General features: G+C 38.8%; 19 protein-coding genes. 3 read left to right on the top strand and 16 right to left on the bottom strand.

Going from position 1 to position 19,926, the window contains the following annotated elements:
• Positions 1–109: 109 nt before the first annotated feature.
• From AB8M93_RS13760 to AB8M93_RS13835, 16 genes are all read right to left on the bottom strand, one after another.
• Entirely contained in the window at positions 110–547 is a 438-nt protein-coding gene (locus tag AB8M93_RS13760) for a transposase (RefSeq protein ID WP_373058647.1), read from the bottom strand.
• A gap of 315 nt (positions 548–862) precedes the next feature.
• A complete protein-coding gene (locus tag AB8M93_RS13765; RefSeq protein WP_373058649.1) occupies positions 863–1,225 on the bottom strand; it encodes an ISAon1 family transposase N-terminal region protein in 363 nt (120 codons plus the stop codon).
• Between the two features lie 217 nt (positions 1,226–1,442).
• The gene (locus AB8M93_RS13770; protein WP_373058651.1) at positions 1,443–1,661 is read right to left on the bottom strand and encodes a DUF6095 family protein; all 219 of its coding nucleotides are present in this window, start codon (positions 1,659–1,661) and stop codon (positions 1,443–1,445) included.
• Positions 1,662–1,675: 14 nt separating this feature from the next.
• On the bottom strand, positions 1,676–2,488 hold the full coding sequence (locus AB8M93_RS13775; protein WP_373058653.1) for a DUF4249 family protein: 813 nt from the start codon (positions 2,486–2,488) through the stop codon (positions 1,676–1,678).
• Positions 2,489–4,864 carry a TonB-dependent receptor gene (locus tag AB8M93_RS13780; protein ID WP_373058655.1) on the bottom strand — a complete coding sequence of 792 codons (2,376 nt, stop codon included), beginning with the start codon at positions 4,862–4,864 and terminating at the stop codon, positions 2,489–2,491.
• Positions 4,865–4,927: 63 nt separating this feature from the next.
• Positions 4,928–6,154 (bottom strand): multidrug effflux MFS transporter, encoded by a 1,227-nt coding sequence (locus tag AB8M93_RS13785; protein WP_373058657.1) that lies wholly within the window; start codon positions 6,152–6,154, stop codon positions 4,928–4,930.
• A 195-nt stretch (positions 6,155–6,349) separates the two neighbouring features.
• Positions 6,350–7,291 carry a glycosyltransferase family 2 protein gene (locus tag AB8M93_RS13790; protein WP_373058659.1) on the bottom strand — a complete coding sequence of 314 codons (942 nt, stop codon included), beginning with the start codon at positions 7,289–7,291 and terminating at the stop codon, positions 6,350–6,352.
• Complete coding sequence (locus tag AB8M93_RS13795) at positions 7,288–8,208, bottom strand: glycosyltransferase family 2 protein (protein WP_373058661.1); 921 nt, start codon at positions 8,206–8,208, stop codon at positions 7,288–7,290. The genes AB8M93_RS13790 and AB8M93_RS13795 overlap by 4 nt, the downstream gene beginning before the upstream one ends.
• 109 nt (positions 8,209–8,317) lie before the next feature.
• On the bottom strand, positions 8,318–10,537 hold the full coding sequence (locus AB8M93_RS13800; protein WP_373058663.1) for an NADP-dependent isocitrate dehydrogenase: 2,220 nt from the start codon (positions 10,535–10,537) through the stop codon (positions 8,318–8,320).
• A 611-nt stretch (positions 10,538–11,148) separates the two neighbouring features.
• Positions 11,149–12,549, bottom strand: a complete 1,401-nt coding sequence (locus AB8M93_RS13805) for a S8 family peptidase (RefSeq protein WP_373058665.1) — start codon at positions 12,547–12,549, stop codon at positions 11,149–11,151.
• 195 nt (positions 12,550–12,744) lie between these two features.
• Positions 12,745–13,095 (bottom strand): 50S ribosomal protein L19, encoded by a 351-nt coding sequence (gene rplS, locus AB8M93_RS13810; protein WP_373058667.1) that lies wholly within the window; start codon positions 13,093–13,095, stop codon positions 12,745–12,747.
• Between the two features lie 118 nt (positions 13,096–13,213).
• A complete protein-coding gene (gene trmD, locus AB8M93_RS13815) occupies positions 13,214–13,894 on the bottom strand; it encodes a tRNA (guanosine(37)-N1)-methyltransferase TrmD (protein WP_373058669.1) in 681 nt (226 codons plus the stop codon).
• A gap of 48 nt (positions 13,895–13,942) precedes the next feature.
• Positions 13,943–14,530 carry a hypothetical protein gene (locus tag AB8M93_RS13820; RefSeq protein ID WP_373058671.1) on the bottom strand — a complete coding sequence of 196 codons (588 nt, stop codon included), beginning with the start codon at positions 14,528–14,530 and terminating at the stop codon, positions 13,943–13,945.
• A gap of 131 nt (positions 14,531–14,661) precedes the next feature.
• On the bottom strand, positions 14,662–14,802 hold the full coding sequence (locus tag AB8M93_RS13825) for a hypothetical protein (RefSeq protein ID WP_373058673.1): 141 nt from the start codon (positions 14,800–14,802) through the stop codon (positions 14,662–14,664).
• A 59-nt stretch (positions 14,803–14,861) separates the two neighbouring features.
• The gene (locus AB8M93_RS13830; RefSeq protein ID WP_373058675.1) at positions 14,862–15,758 is read right to left on the bottom strand and encodes a DUF748 domain-containing protein; all 897 of its coding nucleotides are present in this window, start codon (positions 15,756–15,758) and stop codon (positions 14,862–14,864) included.
• A gap of 141 nt (positions 15,759–15,899) precedes the next feature.
• Positions 15,900–17,306 (bottom strand): S1C family serine protease, encoded by a 1,407-nt coding sequence (locus AB8M93_RS13835; protein ID WP_373058677.1) that lies wholly within the window; start codon positions 17,304–17,306, stop codon positions 15,900–15,902.
• 134 nt (positions 17,307–17,440) lie between these two features.
• On the opposite strand from AB8M93_RS13835, the gene dapF reads away from it, so the two are divergent.
• Genes dapF through mltG form a run of 3 tightly spaced genes read left to right on the top strand, consistent with a single transcriptional unit; the run spans position 17,441 to position 19,792 of the window.
• On the top strand, positions 17,441–18,232 hold the full coding sequence (gene dapF, locus AB8M93_RS13840; protein WP_373058679.1) for a diaminopimelate epimerase: 792 nt from the start codon (positions 17,441–17,443) through the stop codon (positions 18,230–18,232).
• On the top strand, positions 18,226–18,759 hold the full coding sequence (locus AB8M93_RS13845) for a GNAT family N-acetyltransferase (RefSeq protein ID WP_373058681.1): 534 nt from the start codon (positions 18,226–18,228) through the stop codon (positions 18,757–18,759). The genes dapF and AB8M93_RS13845 overlap by 7 nt, the downstream gene beginning before the upstream one ends.
• Entirely contained in the window at positions 18,749–19,792 is a 1,044-nt protein-coding gene (mltG, locus tag AB8M93_RS13850) for an endolytic transglycosylase MltG (protein ID WP_373058683.1), read from the top strand. The genes AB8M93_RS13845 and mltG overlap by 11 nt, the downstream gene beginning before the upstream one ends.
• The last annotated feature ends 134 nt before the right edge of the window (positions 19,793–19,926 follow it).

The raw sequence follows: 19,926 nt of genomic DNA on the forward strand, positions 1-19,926 counted from the left end.
GGATACCGTTGTTAATTAATTTAAAATGGTATACTTTTGAAATGAAATAGTGGTATACTTTTCAGTTGAAATAAACAGTAAATTCAAGATCTTTCCTAAATGTTGTGGACTAGGCAAAAATTCTAGTTAATCTGAACAAGAAGAATTCGACATTTTTCACTCTTCTGAACTGACTTCTAAAAGCTTTGATTTTAGCATGAAATGATTCTGCAGAGGCATTCGTACTTCTATTTTTGAAGTAGTTCAAGATGGATCTATAGTTAAGTTTAATGCTGTTAGCGACAGTATTGAAGGCTCTAAAACCGGTTTCTTCCACTTCCCTATACCAGTGGGCGAGCTTTTTATAGGCTACACCTTTGTCTTTTGTTTGATTGAATATGTTTCTTAGGTTGTTCACTAAAGCGTAAGTTTTGTGGATATCGGGATATTCTTTGAAGAGGATCTCTGCACGCCTTGATTGCTTTTTTGTCCATTTGGAGGTGGCTTTGTAGAGTAGATATCTGCTTCTGGCAAGTAGTTTTATATGAGAATCATCATTTGACAGCAACTCAGGGATATATTTCTTTCCTGTTTGCTTAGTTTTCTACCGTTGTTGATTCTCTCCATCAATAGCTTCCCAATAATAGTAACCAAAGCACCCTTTTTTCGTTTCGCTTTTTTGTTGGTGATAATGGTGTAGAGTCCTCCCTGAGATAAAGCTGTCTCATCGAGGGAAAGATAAGGGCCAATGTTTTCAGGAAAGATTAAGTAATCTCTGGCGTGATTTTTTTCCTTCCATTCTTTAAAGTCACTGAGATGGTTTTTATACTGACGCTGCAACTTCTTTCCATTGACAGCAAAGAAAGATCCGATGGTATGGCCATTAGACGCCTTCGTATTGACTAATTTCTTTTAAAAAAGCAGCGAACCCGGTGGTTATACGAGTTCCTTGTGCTACTAAATTCCAGTCTCTTTGAACTAGTTGACTTGTATCTTTATCTATCCATCGGCGACGTTTAAGATGAAGGTAAACTGTGTTACCTCGTAAAGGAAAATCCTGAATTGTTACTTCTTTATGAAAGCCTTTTGAGACCAATAACCGGGTAGAATGTTCTTGAGGTGGGTTATTACGTTCTTCAAAATAAAGATGAAGTACCTCTTTTTTTTTTCTGCTTTTAATTAAATCAAAATGCTCCACAAGGAATGGCGGCAATACAAGCTTAAGTAAATCCAAATAGTTATCCACCTCTAGTTTTTACGCAAATATCGCACTCCATTTTTAATTCCTCCACAACTTTTGTTCTTGATCCTCATTATTGGCTTGATTTAAAATTCCTGAACTTCTCCTAAGCTTAAATGTTCTGAAAACGTAAAGCCGCGTGAGGGATAGCAGCAGGTTATCCTGCCGCGCCGGCAGGCAAGGCAGATAACGCGGATAGCCCGGCCCGAAGGGCACGCCATAATTATCCAAAGAGGGCTTTTATTATCGTAGTAATCCCCTTGAAAATAAAGAATATCGCTGCTATTAAAATAATAATTCCTCCTACCAATACTGGAATATAAAACGGGTGATCCTGATTGTTAAAAGCGCTGAAGACTACTGATGGTCCTGCCACAATAAGCGGCATGGCAATAAGTAAGTACTTTATGCCTTTAGCCAATAATTCCCTGTTTGTGTGCATTGTATTTTCCAGTTCTAGTTTACAATATAACTTGTCTCGACTACTTGAGAAAGCCGGAAATATCCCAGGGCGTAATTTTCTTTATTGGTTTGGTTAACTACATTACCTTTAACGGTAGCTGGTTTAGTTTCAAACGGGCCGCCGGCATTGGTGCCTATTTGAGAGCGTAGTAAAAAAAGGTATTGATAATAGGAGCGGGAGATACCCGCAAGTTCTATATAAATCTCATCTCCTGGCTCAATATCTTCATTAGAGTAATACCCGAAAATCTGGTTACCATCTGTAAATTCATCTTCATAAATCTCAAAAGAAGCTTTTTCATCCTTAAAGGTAAAAAGATAATAATTGGTTTCATTCGCCGGGTCGGTATAATATGCTTTTAGTTCTATTTGTTCCCCGTTGAATCCACCATTTTCTGTTTGTTCTACATAGTCAAGATCTACAACTGGAACAAAAATTTCTGTGGCAGTGTATACTTCATCCTTATATTCTACTTGAAGCTGGTATCTCATATTTAATTGTGGTTCAAAATAGCTGTTTTGGTAAATTCCGTCGCTAACATGGTTAAATACAAAAACATGGTCTTCCGAATCAACAATCTGTACCCTGGCCGTAGTAACGGCAGGGGCTTCTTCTTCATAATAATCACTGGTGGTGCTTAATTTCACAGATTGGAAATTCCCCTGGGTGTTTTTAAGCCATTCAATAGAAGCTTCTACAACCAGCCGTGGTTTGCTCTGATCCAGGTTAATTTCTACAACATCCTCACAACTACTGCTAAGCATTATTGTGATAAAGGCTGTTACTATAATAATTATCTTTTTCATTTAAAAGTGGAAATTATAGGTAATGGAAGGGATTATTCCAAAAAGCGAAAGCCGTGTTGCTTCATTTCTTTGTTCATCTACATTTTCACTGAAAGTTATGGAATAGGCATTTTTGCGGTTGTATAAATTATAAATTCCAAAATTCCAGGAAGATTTTATCCTTTTATCCTTTTTTAAATGCGGGGTATAGGTGGCAGCTACATCTAAACGATGATAAGCCGGCAGCCGATTGCTGTTACGGGAAGCATAAATGGGAACACTCATGCTGGCATATTCGTATTGCCCCACCGGGTAGGTGGTTGCCAGTCCAGACTGAAAAATAAAATTAGCGTTTAATTCCCATTTCTCATTTAATGTATAGGATGAAGTGATGCTAAAATCATGAGTCCTGTCAAAGCTGGCATTATACCATGCCCCATTATTAATTCCGCTTTCAGCGGCAGTTCGTCCAGGGGTTTGTTGCTGAGAGCGAGAAAGGGTATAGGAAAGCCATCCGTTTAATCTGCCTTTATGTTTTTTAAGTAAAAATTCCAAACCATAAGCTCGCGCCCTGCCGTTCAATATCACTGTTTCTATAGCATTGTTTGCAATGAGATTGGCTCCGTCTATATAATCTATCCTGTTTTTTATCCTCTTATAAAAGACTTCGATTTCCAGGGAGTAATGTTCTTTGTCAATACTGCGGAAATACCCCACCGCGACCTGGTCCAGAAGTTGGGGTTCAAGGTACGGCCCGCTGGGAGCCCAAACATCAATTGGAGTAGGGGAACTGGTATTGGAAATAAGATGCAAATACTGGCTTATCCTATTATAACTTACTTTAACAGATTGGTTTTCAGCAAAATTATAGGCTAGTGCAAAACGGGGCTCTATGTTAAAAAAGGAGGCGATTACTTCGTCCCGGTTTGCGGTTGGCTTAACGACAGGAGTGGCTTCTTGGTAAATATCCCGTGCTTCATTATAAATTACCGGCTGGTCGTTTTCATAAAAATTCATGTTCTTCTGTCCCAGTCTTAAAAAGGCACTTAACCTCGCTCCATATTCTACCGAAACAGTTTTCGTTAGCTCCTGTTCCGCAGAAATATAAGCGGCACTTTCTACGGCATACTTGTTATCCAGCTTATAATAGTTAATACCGGAAGTTGCTGTGGTGGGAGAAATTTCTCCCGGCTGAAACTGATAATAAGTATTCTGCAGGCCATATTCCAACTTAAAACCATCACGAATATAGTGATTAAGGTCGTATTTGATATTGAAGTTCTTAATCCCGCTGTCCCAGTTAAATTCTACAAAATCCAGGGTGAGGCCATAGTAATAGTCACTGTATATAAGGGAAAGGTTACTAAAAAGATTTTCAGAAACCACATGGTTCCATCTCAAATTGAATACAGCATTACCATAGCTGTTTCTAAAATTCTGATTTATATTAAACACATCTCTCCCAAAGTACCCTGAAAAAAGGAATTTATTGTTGTTGTTTACTTTGTAGTTAAGTTTGGTGTTAAGATCGTAAAAGTAGGCAGAGTTGGGATTATCTGTGAGCTTTAGGAACAGGTGGGCGTAAGAACTCCTGCCACCAACCAGGAATGAGCTTTTATCTTTTATAAGTGGACCTTCTGCAAGTAACCTACTAGAAATTACGCCAATCCCACCCTGTGCTTTAAATTCCCGGCTATTGCCATCCCGCTGGTAAATATCAAGAACAGAGGAAACCCTTCCTCCAAATTTTGCCGGAATTCCGCCTTTATAAAGTTTCAAATCTTTTATGGCATCAGGATTAAAAATCGAAAAAAGGCCAAACAAGTGAGAGGAATTAAAAATAGTAGCTTCGTCTAGAAGGATTAAATTCTGGTCTACCGCGCCGCCACGAACATTAAAGCCTGAAGAGCCTTCGCCTGCATTGGAAACCCCGGGGAGTAACAATAAAGAACGCACTACATCTACTTCCCCGAAAACGGCCGGTAATTTTTGAATAGTATTTATGGAAAGCTTATTTACGCTCATTTCAGGGCTGCGGATATCGGTTTGCTCCACATCTTCAGTAATCACAATTTCGTCTAAATTTTCTGAAGACTGCTGCATTTGTATATTGATTCTTGTATTCTGGTGAAGTTCTATCTGCCTGGAATTGGTTTGATATCCTAAATAAGAAATTTGAAGCATGTGAGAACCTTCAGGTAACTTCAGTGAAAAAAATCCGTATTCATTAGTAACCACTCCTGTATTTCTTTCAGGAATAATAACATTTACCCCAATAAGCGTTTCATTACTGGCTTTATCTGAAACTGTTCCACTCAAGGTGAAAATCTCCTGAGCATTAACCGTAGGAATAGGAAAAAGTAAGAAGCAACTGAGAAGTAAACGGTAGATGGCCAAAAATTTTTGGGTAAAGATACGTTACAAAGCTATAACTAAAAAGCAGTTTATAAATTGTTGAAGTTAGGCTTCTCCAAGGGCAAGCCTTCTTTTTTCTTTTCCGGAGAAGCGCAGGAGCAATAGGGAACTACTTCCCAAACAACAAAGTAATATTACGCCTAACGGAACTAATCCCGCAGTATGAAACAAGCTTACCACAAAAGAAGCCATTGCCCCCAATACCATTTTAAGGCTTCCTATTAATGCTGAAGCTCTTCCAGCTTTTGTTGCAAAAGGCTCCAAGGAAAGTGCGGTGGTATTTGGGTTTTGAAAGCCTAGCAGAAACAGAATACTAAACAGTAAGGCGACTGTAAGGTAAAAATTTGCTCCTGCAATTCCATTAATAAGAAATACAAAGGCCAGAATAACCAGGATAATGCTGTTGAAAAAAGTGATTTGAAAAGTGGTGAATCTTTTCAGGAAAAGACGGTTTACCTGACTTCCAAGGATTAGGCCGGCCGCATTTACCCCAAAAAGGATCCCAAATTGTTTTTGGGATAGATCAAAATTTTCCATAAATAACCTGGGAGCATCAGAGATGTAGGCGAACATGGCACCAATAGTAAAACTTCCGGCCATAGAAAAACTCCAGAACTTTTCATGAGTTAAAATTCCCAGATATTTTTTAAGAACAATGCCGGGCCGTAATTGCACATTGTTATCAGGGACCACACTTTCCGGTAAAAAACGGGATACGCTAAAGAGCATTAGAAGGGAAAAGGAGGCCAGGAAAAGAAAAATGCTTTTCCAGCCCAAGCCTTCAATAATAAAGCTCCCTACAGTAGGTGCCACTATAGGCGCTCCACCCATTATAAGCATTAATATTGAAATGGCACCTGCAACTTCATTAACCGGGAAAATATCCCTGACTACTGCTTTTGCGGCCACCATACCTGCCGATGCTCCTACGGCCAGAAAAAACCGGCTTCCAATAAGCCATGTTAAATTTGGAGAATAGTAGCAGCAAAGTGCTGCCAGAAAATAAATAAGAAGTCCCGTGAGCAGCGGTTTCTTCCTTCCAAATTTGTCCATAATGGGGCCGTAGGCGAGCTGTCCCAATGAAATTCCAATAAAGTAGCTGGTAAGGGTAAGCCCTACCTGCGCAATGGAAATATTAAAATCTTCTGCAATTTTCTGGAAACCCGGGAGATAAGCATCTATGGAGAAAGGACCTAAAGCTATTAAGGTACCCAGAACAAAGAGAATTATAGCTTCCCGTTTTTTATTTCTTCCTTTTTTCTCGTCTGTCATCCTGCAAATTTCGTCAAAAACCGAAGTGTAATAAAGGCGCAGAGTTCCTTTAACTTAAACTTAATACCGAAATAGGAAATTGATTTGTTTTGTATGTATTTATTTTAGAGAAGGATAATTAAGTACCCATATTTCTATGGATTTTACAAAATTGTCTTCTGTTGAAACTTTAAAAGTCTTACAATAAAAATCCTGTTATCCTGTTACTGGTACTTGTTTTACCTGTATCCTATCCTGGATTCTGGAAAGCAGTCTTAGAAAATTGTAAATAAGTAAAGGAGTGCGGCCAGCCAGGAATGCCTTGTTTTCTTTCATCCATTCCGGATGATTTGTTTTAAGGTTGTAATATAAATCTGCTTTGGCCAATTTAACAAAAATATGATCTGTTATACCGGCCTTTTCAGCAATAACTTTGTTGATCATATCCCAACTTTCAGTATAGCTTTTTACACCTTCCCTGGTGTTTCTAAGGTTGCTGGTCCTGTTTCCGCTACCGGTGCGATACAGTACAAAGGTTTTTTCACAAAAAACAGTGCCTGTACTGTTTAATAAGACACGGGTAAAAAATTCCCCATCCTGATTTATCTTCAGATTAACTTTCCAATCACCTGCCTTTTTTACAACACTTTTAGGTACAAGATAGGAATGAACCGGAAGATAAGTGAAGCGGGTTGCAAAAATAGTGAAAAGTGCAAGTACATTATTTATTGTCTGGTAAGAAGGCATTCCATCATAGACCCTGGGTGTTTTCCACATTGGTTTTATGCCACCCCATTTACAAGTGGCAATTTTTCCGGGAATTTGTTGCTTTAGCTCCTGTAATTGTATTTCCAGTTTATTAGGAGCCAACAGATCATCAGAATCTAAAAATTGCAAGTAACTGCCCCTCGCATTGGCAATGCCAATATTCCGGCAGGTACATGCTCCTTTTGTTAACGAGGAGGGCCTGTGAAGATATTGAAATCTTTTATCTTTGAGATATTTTTTCAAAAGGGATGTAGTATGATCTGTAGATCCATCATCTACAATTATACATTCCCAGTTCTTAAAAGTTTGCTGAAGAACGGAATCCAGGGTCTCCTGCAGAATATGAGCCCTGTTAAAGGTGGGGATAATTACAGATACTTCCGGGCTCATGTAGAAAATTCATTAATTATCCTATTTCGAACCTTTAAATACACATATTCCTTCCGTGTCATTTTTGAAGCAAAAAAATCTTTGTATTTTAAAACAACCTCTGGAAATTCTGTTTTTATCCTTTCGAAAAAGGAATGTTTTGCCTGTCTCACTAAAATATGATTTTCAATACCCGTATTTTGAAAAATATTTTCTTCAATTAATTGCCATGCTTCAATGTAACTTTTAATGCCTTCAGTAGTTAAAGCACCATTTAGACGATTACCTGCACCCTGTTTATAAATGACATACGTGTTTTGTACAAAAGTGATCTCCGAGGCATTTAGGATTATGCGGCATATAAACTCCCCATCATCATTAACACTAAGCGTTTCATTCCAGACTCCTGCTTTTCTAATTAAATTTAGTGGAATAAGGTAAACGTGAAGAGGGAAATAAGTAAAACGTTTTCCAAAAGTAGTAAGCAATTTCTCCGGTCTTGCAGTGGAATTATAAGAAGGAAGACTTTTATAGATTTGAGGAACATTCCAGCGGGGCTTCATTCGTCCCCATTTGCAGGTCGCAATACTTTGTGCAGAAATTTTTTTTAAAGCCTCTAACTGGGATTGGAGTTTATTTGCGGCGATTAAATCATCAGAATCCAGGAACTGGATATATTTCCCTTTAGCCGCTTCCAGTCCAATATTCCTGCAGGCGGCAGCCCCTTTTTCTTTGTCTGCAGGTCTTTCAATAAAAACAAATCTTTTATCCTTTAGAAGAAATGAAGAAATTGCACTTCTGGTATCATCACTGGATCCATCATCAACAATGAGGCATTCCCAGTTTACAAAGCTTTGATCCAGGACAGATTGTAGGGTTTCCGGAAGCGTATGGGCACGGTTGTAGGTGGGAATAATAACAGATATTTCGGGCTTCATAAAAATCCGGATTTCAAAATTTAAAGATACTATGTATCCTGGAAAAGAAAGTTTTTATAACAAAAAAGGCCGGAATTTCTCCGGCCTCTCGAATATATTTCAGAAAAGTTTATCTTAAAATTGAATTAAGGGTTTCACTAGGCCTCATTGCCCTGGAAACTTTTTCTTCATCAGGTTCATAATATCCTCCAATATCTACGGGAGAACCCTGAACCTCGATTAATTCCTGAAGAATTTGTTCTTCTTTTGCTTCCATTGCTTTCGCAATGGCGCTAAAGTAGTCCTTCATTTCCGCATCCTTTTCCTGTTTTGCCAATGCCTGTGCCCAGTATAGGGCTAGATAGAAGTGACTTCCCCTGTTATCCAGTTCATTCACCTTTCGTGAAGGAGATTTTCTGTTGTCCAGAAATTTATCTGTAGCCTCATCTAAAGCTTCAGATAAGATGATGGCCTTTGGATTATCGTACTTTTGGCCGGCATGTTCCAGCGAAACAGAAAGCGCTAAAAATTCTCCAAGCGAATCCCACCTGAGGTGGCCTTCCTGCACAAATTGCTGCACGTGTTTAGGGGCAGAGCCTCCTGCACCGGTTTCAAATAACCCTCCGCCATTCATAAGTGGAACAATAGAAAGCATTTTTGCGCTTGTACCAAGTTCAAGGATTGGAAATAAATCTGTAAGATAATCCCTTAGAACATTTCCGGTAACCGAGATGGTGTCTTTTCCATCTTTTACCCTTCTAAGCGTATATTCTGTAGCTTCAACGGGAGACATTATTTTAATATCCAAGCCTTCAGTATCGTGCTCCGGTAAATATTTCTGAACTTTCTCGATAAGCTGGGCGTCATGGGCCCTTTCGTTATCCAGCCAGAATACTGTTGGATTTCCGGTGGCACGTGCACGGCCCACCGCCAGTTTAATCCAGTCTCTTACCGGGGCATCTTTAACCTGGCACATTCTCCAGATATCCCCTTCTTCCACGGCGTGTTCTAATAATACTTCTCCGGCGTTATTGATTACCTGTACGGTTCCATCTGCGGGAATTTCAAATGTTTTATCATGAGATCCATATTCCTCGGCCTTTTGAGCCATGAGTCCAACATTGGGAACGGTTCCCATGCTGGCAGGATCAAAAGCTCCGTTTTTCTTACAGAAATCGATAGTAGCCTGATATACTCCTGCATAACTGCTATCAGGAATGACTGCCTTGGTATCCTGCTGTTTTCCTTCAGCATTCCACATCTGGCCAGATGTTCTAATCATTGCCGGCATAGAAGCATCAATAATCACATCACTGGGGACATGAAGGTTGGTAATCCCGTTATCTGAGTTTACCATGGCCAGGTCCGGCCCTTCTTTTAAATCGGCTTTAATAGCTTCGTCAATCTCTTTTGCCTTTTTTTCAGGTACTTTTTCTAATGCACCTAAAATATCACCAAGACCACTATTAGGATTAGCTCCGGCCTGTTTTAGCTCTTCTCCGTATTTATTAAATACGTCACGGAAGAAGACTTTTACCGCATGTCCAAAAATGATAGGATCTGATACCTTCATCATGGTAGCCTTCATGTGAAGCGAAAACAGCACATTTTTCTCCCTGGCATCTTTTACCTGCTCCTGAAGAAATTCAACAAGTGCTTTTTTGTTCATCACTGCGGCATCAATAATTTCGCCGGTTAAAAGATGGATATCTTTTTTTAGAACTGTTTTTTCTCCTGAAGCAGAAGTAAATACAATGCTCACATCTCCTTCTTTAGAAACAGTAACCGATTTTTCAGTATGCCTGAAATCTCCGGAATCCATTGTAGCCACATGAGTTTTAGAGTCGCTGCTCCACTCTCCCATGCTATGAGGGTTTTTACGTGCAAAATTCTTTACTGCTTTTGGAGCCCTCCTGTCAGAGTTTCCTTCGCGTAGAACCGGATTTACCGCACTCCCTTTAACTTTATCATATTTTGCCTTTATTTCTTTTTCCTTATCTGAAGCAGCTTCGTCCGGATAGTCGGGAATAGCAAAGCCTTTTTCCTGTAATTCTTTAATTGCCGCTTTTAGCTGAGGAATGGATGCACTAATATTTGGGAGCTTTATGATATTGGCTTCAGGTTTCTTTGCCAGTTCCCCAAGTTCAGCAAGAGCATCACTAACTTTTTGTTCTTCGTTGAGATAACCGGGAAACTGCGCAAGAATTCTTCCTGCAAGAGAAATATCTTTTGTTTCCAGATCAATATTGGCAGTTTTCGTAAAAGTTTGCACTATAGGTAAGAAAGAATAGGTGGCTAGTGCCGGAGCCTCATCAGTTTTTGTATAGACAATCCGTGATTTTTGTGTCATGTTTTATTTTTTTTGATTGCAATATATTCAATAAACGCCCTGGATTTCCCCAAGGCGTTGAAACCTCCGCAATATAGCATTTTTCATACTTTTATCATAGTTGAAAGGTTTTAAAAGCCTGATTTTTTAATGTCAGCGAAGGGATGGCAGAGGAATAAAAAAAAGCCATTTCATCTTAATATCTAAAATGAAATGGCTTCTACAGAAATAATGCGTTACCACCGGAATTATTGTTCCTGAAAAGCAAGGCTGCTTAAGTGTGCATTATTTCAATGAAATATTCTTATTAGTGTAAATAGAATATTTCAAAAATGGTTTTTAACTTTCAAACTATTTTTGCAATTGCAAAAAACGAACGTTATATAGAAGATAAAAACCGTATGTAAAGATTGTCTTCTCTACATAAAATAAAAAACAATTTCTGCAGAAATCCTTTTATCAGTCTTTAGAAATTAATTTTCTACAATAAATTTACCTAAAATCCCATTTGTTTTAAAAGCTTTTATGGTTTTTTTAACTATTTTGTTTTCAACATGTTACAAACATGGGTTGTTCACAAATGTTCATAAAAAACCGGGATATTCCCGGTTTTAAATATTTCTAATGAAAAATTATTTCTCGGTTACGGCCCTGTAGGCATTAACCCTTCCATGTCCATAATAAACACTTTTTCCGTTACTTACGATATCATCTGCGGTATGGTAAATTTGCTGGGTAACCTGCTGAGGGTCCATTTCTCCTCCGTTACCTCCAATTACAAGGGCAGCAACACCGGAAACGTGAGGCGCAGCCATGCTTGTTCCAGAACTCCAATAAAGAGTATTTCCGCTTCCGGCGCTAAGGATCATGTCGTATAAAGAAACATCCCCGTCTCCTCCCGGTGCTGCAATATCTATTAAAGATCTTCCATAGTTTGTATAACTGGCAGGTACATCATAATCGGTATATTCGGCTAGGTAGTCGTAACCTTCAGGAGCGGTTGCTGAAACTGTAATCACTTTGTTTAAGCCTCCGGGGAGGTTAATCCAGGAACCATCTCCATCGGCATCATGGGCATCATTTCCTGCTGAAGCAACAACCGTTGTTCCGCTTTTATATGCATAATCAATAGCTCTTTGCTGGGCATGGATAATTTCCTGAATATCTTTTGGAGAAACACGGTAAGCATTTCCATCGGCATCTACTAATTTTCCATTTTTATATAAAGAAGCCCCAAGGCTCATATTAATAACATCTGCACCTTCCTCTGCAGCATAAATAATCCCTGCATTTATCCCACTAAATGCTCCGGACCCGGAATATTCAGAAAGGACTTTAACTGCTACCAGTTCTGCGTCTGGTGCAACTCCAATTAATCCCACCCCGTTTCTTGCCGCGGCAATAGTTCCTGCCACATGTGTTCCATGATTAAAATACTGGCCTGGCCTAATATTCCAGTTTTCTCCCGGAACAAAAGATTTAGATAGTGCAGTATTCAGGTTAGGTGCAATCTCAACATGCTCTGCATCTATTCCAGAATCCAATACAAAAACACTGGCTCCTTCCCCGGTAAAACCAGCATTCCATGCTTCAGGCGCATCTATGGCATCAAGTCCCCATAGATAATCGTTAAAATAATAGAATTCAGTATCTCCTATACTTGGTGGATTTGCTTCCACGCCTATGTTTGAAGGGATCCACTTTATTTCATAATCGGGAACAACTGAAACCACTCCTTTTTTCTTCAAGGTATTCTTAACAAAATCTACATCTCCTGAATTTACTACAGCTATTCCAATTTGCGGAATAGTATAGACGATTTTTGTTCCTCCTTTTTTTAATTCATCTTCAAAACTTTTAGTAATCTCACCGCTTTCAGAAATCACCATGTAATTTTTGAAAGGAGCTTCAGGTAATTGTGAAACATCATTATTCAATTCTGTTTCTACAGGTTCAGATTCACAAGAAATCACAAGAAGCCCCAAAATACAGATAACAAGGGCTATCTGTAATCCTTTTAATTTTCTTTTCATAATCTAAATTTATGTTGTTTATATTAATTTCGAGAAAAGTAATAAAATAATTTACTTATAAAACTTTTTTAACACATAAAATTCAATTTTATTTAGATAATACTGAATATAATTCAATGATAAAAAAAACTATATTTTATACAAAAAAAAAGCCCCCATAATGGGAGCTTTATAAGAAATTTTATGAGAAAAAACTTATCTCTTCGCTTCTTTAATACGTGCTTTCTTACCCGTAAGACCTCTGAAGTAGTAAATCCTTGCTCTTCTTACCTTACCTCGTTTGTTCACTTCTATCTTTTGGATAGCAGGAAGGTTTAAAGGGAAAATACGTTCCACACCTACAGTTCCACTCATTTTTCTAATGGTAAAGGTTTGAGAGGCACCGGTTCCCCTTTTCTGAATTACCACCCCTCTGAAGAACTGGGTACGGGTTTTCTGTCCTTCTTTAATTTCGTAATAAACGGTAATAGTGTCTCCTGCTGAAAATTCGGGAAGATCTTTTTTGGTAACGAATTCGTCCTGGACGTATTTAATTAACGATTCCATAGTTATTGGTTTAAAATAAAATCTGAAACAACATTCACGATTCTCGCCAGAGGTTATTTTAGAATGAGTGCAAAATTAAAAATATAATATTTAAAAACAAGCAGGGAGGGTGTTATTTTTAATCTTCATCCAGTAAGTCTGGGCGCAGTTTTTGGGTACGCAAAAAGGCCTGTTCCTCACGCCATTCCTCAATTTTCGGGAAATTACCTGAAGTCAGAATTTCAGGCACCTCCCATCCATTATACTCTGCCGGGCGGGTATAGACGGGTGGTGCAAGCAAATTGTCCTGAAAAGAATCTGTTAAGGCAGAAGTTTCATTCCCCAAAACTCCCGGAATAAGTCTTATAACAGCGTCACATAAAACCGCCGCACCAAGTTCCCCTCCAGATAATACATAATCTCCTATTGAGATTTCTTTGGTAACAAAATGATCTCTTACCCTTTGATCCACTCCTTTATAATGGCCACAAAGGATAATTATATTTTCATACAGGGATATTCTGTTGGCAAGTTTTTGTTGCAAGCGCTCCCCGTCTGGTGTCATATAAATCACTTCATCATATGAGCGTTCAGATTTAAGATGAGAGATACATTTATCTATGGGTTCCACCATCATTACCATTCCAGCACCCCCGCCAAACTGGTAATCGTCAATTTGCTTATAATTGTCTGTCACATAATCCCTTAAATTATGAAGATGGATCTCTACATGTCCTTTTTCAATGGCACGTTTAAGAATAGAAGCTTCAAACGGACTCTTAAGAAGGTCGGGGACTACAGTGATAATATCTATTCGCATATTTCGAAATTTCCAGAATACAAAGATGATGTTTGCCTGAAGTTATTGTTACGAATTTGCAGATTTATTTCGCTCGTCCTGCAACTGCCTTCCCAGCCTTTGTTCTTTTTCGAGCGATTTTGCGCGATAAGCATCAAATTCTTTCTCGGTTTCATCTAACCTTTTACGTGCTTCCTTTGTGGTGGCATTAGAACTTCTGTATCTATAAATAAAGAATAGTAATGCCAGCACCAGCAATCCCACCAGTCCCCACATGATCGCTTTATAGGAACCTTTGCTGAAGGGTATTCCCAGAAAGTTAATAGCATCCTTTTCATTATTAACCCTTTCCAGGTCTGCCTGCGTATCTGAAAGTTTTTCTTTAAGCTCTTCAATCTCCTGATTTTGACGATCCATAGTATTTGTCTGGGTCGTAATTTCATTTTTCAGGTTTTCAATATAAGCTGAAGTGGTATTCCTCAATTCGATAATGCGGTCGTAATCTATTACCTTATATCCCTGGTAATCGTTAGAGGTTTCAATAAGCTCATCAAATTCAGATCGTACCGGGTGTTGATTTGCCGCCAAACTGTCCTGGGCATTTGCCTGCGTGAAAAACGCAGCGAAACACAGTAAAGTAAAAATTGTTTTGTTCATCCTAATCTTAGTTTCATTTTCTGGTTTATCACACAACGCCTTCTCAAAAAAGTTATTGCCGGGTGCCAGAATTTTTGGCTGCAAATTTCATCAAAAAAAGGGATAATGCAATAGTAAGTAAGCTTCAGTTTTTAATCTTTTGCACGTGCGGCATCTTCAAAATTAATATTTTCATCAACATTTCCTTTAAAGGCGTCTATCCAGGCATTTTTAAAAATATTGAGTATAGTAGGAATAATTCCGGTTTTAACTTTGCTCAGGTCTCCTTCCAAGGGTACTTTTGTGGCCAGAGTATCTGTGCCCTGGTTCTTCAGGATAAATTTAAAGACTCCTACAAATCCTTCCCATAATTTTTTGAAAAAGCCTCCGTCATCTTCCTTTCCAAGTAATTTGGTGTTAATAAAATAGGTTTAATATAACCTTTAAGATAGGCATCGGCAATGGCCACTTCACTATAAAGTTCAAAAGTACCTGCTTCAAAATCTACTCCCGCATATTGATTAGTAAGGTTGTTTAATGCCCGCACATCTGCATCTTTAAGGGAGAATTCCATATCCATATCAGGAATTTTCTTTAGCAGATTTAGATTTCCCTCCAATAAAACGTCACCATTCCCAAAAGAAACGGCTGTAGCACGCAGGTTGGAAGGAAGCGTTTCTTCTTTGTTTACCACATTGCTTAAATTTGTTGCCTGCAGATTTATCTGTTTAAGAAACATGTTAATTTCAGGATCTGCAGATAATTGCACAAAATTGGCCTTTCCATTATTAATGCTCAAGTGGTTAATGCTTATAGGAACAAGTTCCTTTAAAGCATCTGTCCAGGCTTTAGCATCGGCTTCTCCTTCTGTATTTTCTTTTTGCTGAACTTCAAAAATATAATTGAACTCCGGATTGTGCATCTCTATTTCACTTACAATCTTCCCGTTAAGGAGAGATTTCCATTCAATAGAAATATCGCTTTCAGGAAAATTGAGTAATGGTTGCTGATTTTTGGCAGCTTTCTTTTGAAGGAGCAGCCCTTCTATCACATAAGCGCCCCGCCACAGGGCTACATCTATATCTTCCACATGCCCCTCGTAGCCCGGGATATTGTTTAAAGTCCTGTTTACAGATCTTTTGAGAATATAAGGAAGCATAATGCGTGCAACGATGAGGAGAATTACAATAACAGCAGGTATTATATAACGTTTCCTACGAAATTTACTTTGTTTCCCTGACTTGCTCATCTTCAAAAGTTTATAGCAAAAGTGGAATTTTCGCTCTTATATTCAAGTTAACAAATAGCCAAAATGAAATTGGCATCAGGAAACTCCGGGCATAAAAAAAGCTCCCTGTAAGAGAGCTTTTTAAAAGCGAATATTCTGTAATTATCTCCAAACCACTCTTTGTTTTTCACCTTTCTTATCTATAAAGGTTACTACAATTGGATCTGAAGTACTTTTGCTTTCCACAACTCTTTCCACATCCCGGATATTAGAAACTTTTTCATTATTAATTTGAGTAATAATGGCCCCCGTAAATTCATCGGCAGGAAGATCATTCCTTAATATACGATTTATTTTCACTCCGTAATCTGTATTGAAGGCATGTAACTCCTTTTTGGAAGCATTTGCAACTTCAATGCCTATGGGAGTAATCTGGTAGGCTTCATACTTGGTTAATTTCACGTCTACTTCACGCTCGTCCCCATCTCTTAAGTAAATTACTTTTACCACGTCATCAGGACGTTTGGAATTAATATAGCCTGTAAGATCAGAGAACTTATTAATTTTTATATTATCAATTTGTTTAATAACATCATGCTCTTTGAGGCCGGCATTTTCAGCACCACTTCCGGGGCTTACGCTGGCAACATAAACTCCCTGGCTTGTACCTAATCCATATTCTTCAACAGCGGCAGGAGTAATGCTGCCACCTCTTATTCCAAGGATTCCCTGCTGCACATCTCCAAATTCCATAATGTCTTCCACAATCTTCCTGGCGTTATTAGAGGGGACGGCAAATGCGTAGCCTACATAACTCCCTGTTTGTGAAGTAATGGCGGTGTTAATCCCGATTAATTCCCCGTTGATATTCACAAGGGCACCACCGCTATTACCGGGATTAATGGCGGCATCTGTTTGTATAAAAGACTGTGGCATGGCATCTGTAGTGTTAAGGTCTCTTGCTTTAGCACTTACAATCCCTGCAGTAACTGTAGATTTCAGGTTAAAAGGGTTTCCTACTGCCAATACCCATTCTCCAAGTTTTACATTGTCTGAATTCCCAAATGGAATGTAATCAAGATCCTCTGCATCTATTTTTAGCAGGGCGATATCAGATTTTTTATCGCTGCCTACCACATCAGCAGTGTAGGTTTGGTTGTTGTTTAGGGTAACTTCCAGTTCGCTGGCTCCTTCAATTACGTGATTATTGGTAACAATATAGCCATCTGGCGTGATAATAACTCCTGAACCCGCACCCTGTACGGCTTTACCGCCCTGGCGGTTTCCGTAGTAATATTCAAAAGGATTACGTGGACCGTTAAAAACCGCTACATTTTTCACATGCACCACGGCATGAACCGTTTTTTCTGCAGCTTCGGTAAAATCGGCATTAGTGCCATAAACGGGGTTAGTATAATTTGCGGGAATAACAGAAGTGTTCTCATGAGATGAAGAAGAAATGCCGGGAATAGAAGCCCCGGACTCATCTTCTAAAAACAGCTTATACCCGCCAAGGGAAAGTACGCCTCCCAAAAAAGCAACAATGAGTAAACTTGCTAGTTTTTTCATATTCAAATAATTATTTTATAATTAAACTTTAAGTGATCTTCCATTATTATGTGAGTCTATTACTTTAACGGCTATTTAACACCTCACAAATCTTAAGCTTTATTGTATATTTGTTGCCCTCTAAAATATGAGCTATGAAGATCTCTTTTTTTAAGTACCAGGGCACTGGCAACGATTTTGTGATGATAGATAACCGCAAGAATTTATTATCCAAAAACGATACCAAAATGATAAAGAAGCTTTGTGACCGTAAATTTGGCATAGGAGCAGACGGTTTGATATTGCTCGAAAATCCTGAGATTGAAGAAGACGACTTTAAAATGGTTTATTTTAATGCCGATGGAAACGAGAGCAGTATGTGTGGCAATGGTGGCCGCTGTCTCGTGGCCTTTGCCAAAGCTCTGGGAATTGTGGAAGATAAAGCCACATTTACAGCCGTAGACGGGCCTCATAAAGCTGTTATAGAAAACGAATTGGTAAGCCTACAAATGCAGGATGTAAGTGAAATTGATCAGAAAGGAAATATTTCATTCTTAAATACCGGATCTCCCCACCATATTATTTTTACTGAAAATGTAAAAGATATTGATGTAAAAGAAGAAGGAGCGGCTATTAGAAATTCAGATACTTATCTTCCCAATGGCGGCACCAATGTTAATTTTGTGGAAGCTAAAGGGGAAAATACTTTCTTGGTGCGCACCTACGAGCGTGGGGTAGAGGATGAAACCCTTTCCTGCGGGACCGGTGTTACCGCGGTGGCCATAGCGGCAAATTCTTCCGGAAGGGCAAATGGAGACAAAATTAAGCTGAAGGTGCCGGGAGGTGAACTTTCTGTTTCTTTCAGTAAAAAAGGGGAACAATCTTATGAAGACATCTGGTTAACAGGACCGGCAGAACTGGTCTTTAAAGGAGAAATTTTATGTTAACGCTCAAGGGCGAAAAAGTATATTTGAGGGCACTCGAACCGGAAGACCTGGATTTTGTGCATGAACTGGAAAATACAGAGGATTTCTGGGAAGTAAGTGCCACCCGTGTGCCATACTCCAGGTTTATGATAAAAAAATACCTGGAAAACGCGCACCGGGATATCTACGACTACAAACAATTACGGCTCGTAATTTGCAACAATGAGGATAAAAATATTGGCCTTATCGATATTTTTGACCTGGAGCCCAGGGATCGCCGCGCCGCTTTGGGAATCCTGATTTCAGAAACTGGTGAACGTAGAAAAGGTTATGGAGCAGAGAGCCTTAGCCTTATTTGTAATTACTGTTTTAAACACCTGGCTTTACATCAGGTTTATGCCAATGTTACTGAAGGAAATTTGGCAAGTATAAAATTATTTGAAGGCCAGGACTTCAGAAAAGCAGGAATTAAAAAAGAATGGAATTTTTTGAACGGATCTTTTAAAGACGAAATTTTATATCAACTTATAAACAACGATGTACATTAAAAAAATACTCGCAGCCGTGGCTCTAATAGGGATTGTTGCGTTGGGATACTTCAGCTATCATATTTATCAGAGTATATTTGGCCCAAATACTGCTTTTTCCAAAAACCAGGCGGTGGTGTATGTTCCCACCGGAGCCAATTACCAAACCCTTTTAGATTCTCTTCAGCCTTTAATTAAGGATGTAAATTCTTTTGATATTGTTGCACAAAAGAAAGGCTATAAAAATAATATTCGTCCCGGCCGTTACATACTGCAAAAAAACATGAACAGTAATGAAATTGTGAACATTTTAAGAAGCAGTAATAATCCCATAAATATTAGCTTTAACAACCAGGAACGGCTGGAAAACCTTGCCGGCAGGATTGCAGACCAGATTGAAGCCGATAGCATAAGCCTCCTTCAATCCTTCCGGGATAGTACTTTTCTAGCTGAAAATAATTTTGCTGAAGAGGATGCGCTTTCCATGTATATTCCTAATAAATATGAATTTTACTGGAACACTTCCGCAGAAGAATTTCGGGAAAGGATGCTAAGGGAATATAATAGATTCTGGACCGAAGAACGCCTGCAAAAAGCTGAAAAAATTGGACTTAGCCCAAATAAAGTAAACGTGTTGGCTTCTATAGTGCAAAAGGAGACGGCCAAAGTGGATGAAAGGCCAAAAGTTGCCGGCGTTTACATGAACCGCTATAAAAATGGCTGGAAACTGGATGCCGATCCCACAGTAATTTATGCCATTAAAAAGAACACCGGGAATTTTGATACCATTATTAAGAGGGTGCTCTATAAAGACCTTGCCCTGGATTCTCCTTACAATACCTATTTATATAAAGAACTTCCCCCGGGGCCCATTACCATGCCCGATATTTCTTCTATAGATGCCGTGCTTAATTATCAGGACCACGATTATTTTTATTTTGTGGCAGATGTGGATAATTTCGGCTATCACAAATTTGCCAAAAATCTGTCTCAACATAACCGGAACAAGCAGGAATATGTACGCTGGATCAACAAGCAGGGAATAAGGAGATAAGAGGGATTTTCCGGGGTTTCTTTTAACGCAACTATAAGTCTTTGGAGCCCTGAATCTTATACTTCTGTTAAGCTTTCAAAATCTTTGCATTTTAATTAACAGCCTGTGTATCAAATTATTAAAAATAATCGTAT

This window comes from Autumnicola aciditolerans (assembly GCF_041679265.1).
Classification (GTDB): Bacteria; Bacteroidota; Bacteroidia; order Flavobacteriales; family Flavobacteriaceae; genus Autumnicola.

Bases quoted from the DNA above. Each gene is read 5' to 3' on its own strand.
- AB8M93_RS13795 (WP_373058661.1), bottom strand. From the start codon at position 8,208: ATGAAGCCCGAAATATCTGTTATTATTCCCACCTACAACCGTGCCCAT.
- AB8M93_RS13845 (WP_373058681.1), top strand. From the start codon at position 18,226: ATGTTAACGCTCAAGGGCGAAAAAGTATATTTGAGGGCACTCGAACCG.
- AB8M93_RS13800 (WP_373058663.1), bottom strand. From the start codon at position 10,537: ATGACACAAAAATCACGGATTGTCTATACAAAAACTGATGAGGCTCCG.
- AB8M93_RS13790 (WP_373058659.1), bottom strand. From the start codon at position 7,291: ATGAGCCCGGAAGTATCTGTAATTATCCCCACCTTTAACAGGGCTCAT.
- mltG (WP_373058683.1), top strand. From the start codon at position 18,749: ATGTACATTAAAAAAATACTCGCAGCCGTGGCTCTAATAGGGATTGTT.
- rplS (WP_373058667.1), bottom strand. From the start codon at position 13,095: ATGGAATCGTTAATTAAATACGTCCAGGACGAATTCGTTACCAAAAAA.
- dapF (WP_373058679.1), top strand. From the start codon at position 17,441: ATGAAGATCTCTTTTTTTAAGTACCAGGGCACTGGCAACGATTTTGTG.
- AB8M93_RS13820 (WP_373058671.1), bottom strand. From the start codon at position 14,530: ATGAACAAAACAATTTTTACTTTACTGTGTTTCGCTGCGTTTTTCACG.
- AB8M93_RS13770 (WP_373058651.1), bottom strand. From the start codon at position 1,661: ATGCACACAAACAGGGAATTATTGGCTAAAGGCATAAAGTACTTACTT.
- AB8M93_RS13830 (WP_373058675.1), bottom strand. From the start codon at position 15,758: ATGAGCAAGTCAGGGAAACAAAGTAAATTTCGTAGGAAACGTTATATA.
- AB8M93_RS13805 (WP_373058665.1), bottom strand. From the start codon at position 12,549: ATGAAAAGAAAATTAAAAGGATTACAGATAGCCCTTGTTATCTGTATT.
- AB8M93_RS13785 (WP_373058657.1), bottom strand. From the start codon at position 6,154: ATGACAGACGAGAAAAAAGGAAGAAATAAAAAACGGGAAGCTATAATT.
- AB8M93_RS13775 (WP_373058653.1), bottom strand. From the start codon at position 2,488: ATGAAAAAGATAATTATTATAGTAACAGCCTTTATCACAATAATGCTT.
- trmD (WP_373058669.1), bottom strand. From the start codon at position 13,894: ATGCGAATAGATATTATCACTGTAGTCCCCGACCTTCTTAAGAGTCCG.
- AB8M93_RS13835 (WP_373058677.1), bottom strand. From the start codon at position 17,306: ATGAAAAAACTAGCAAGTTTACTCATTGTTGCTTTTTTGGGAGGCGTA.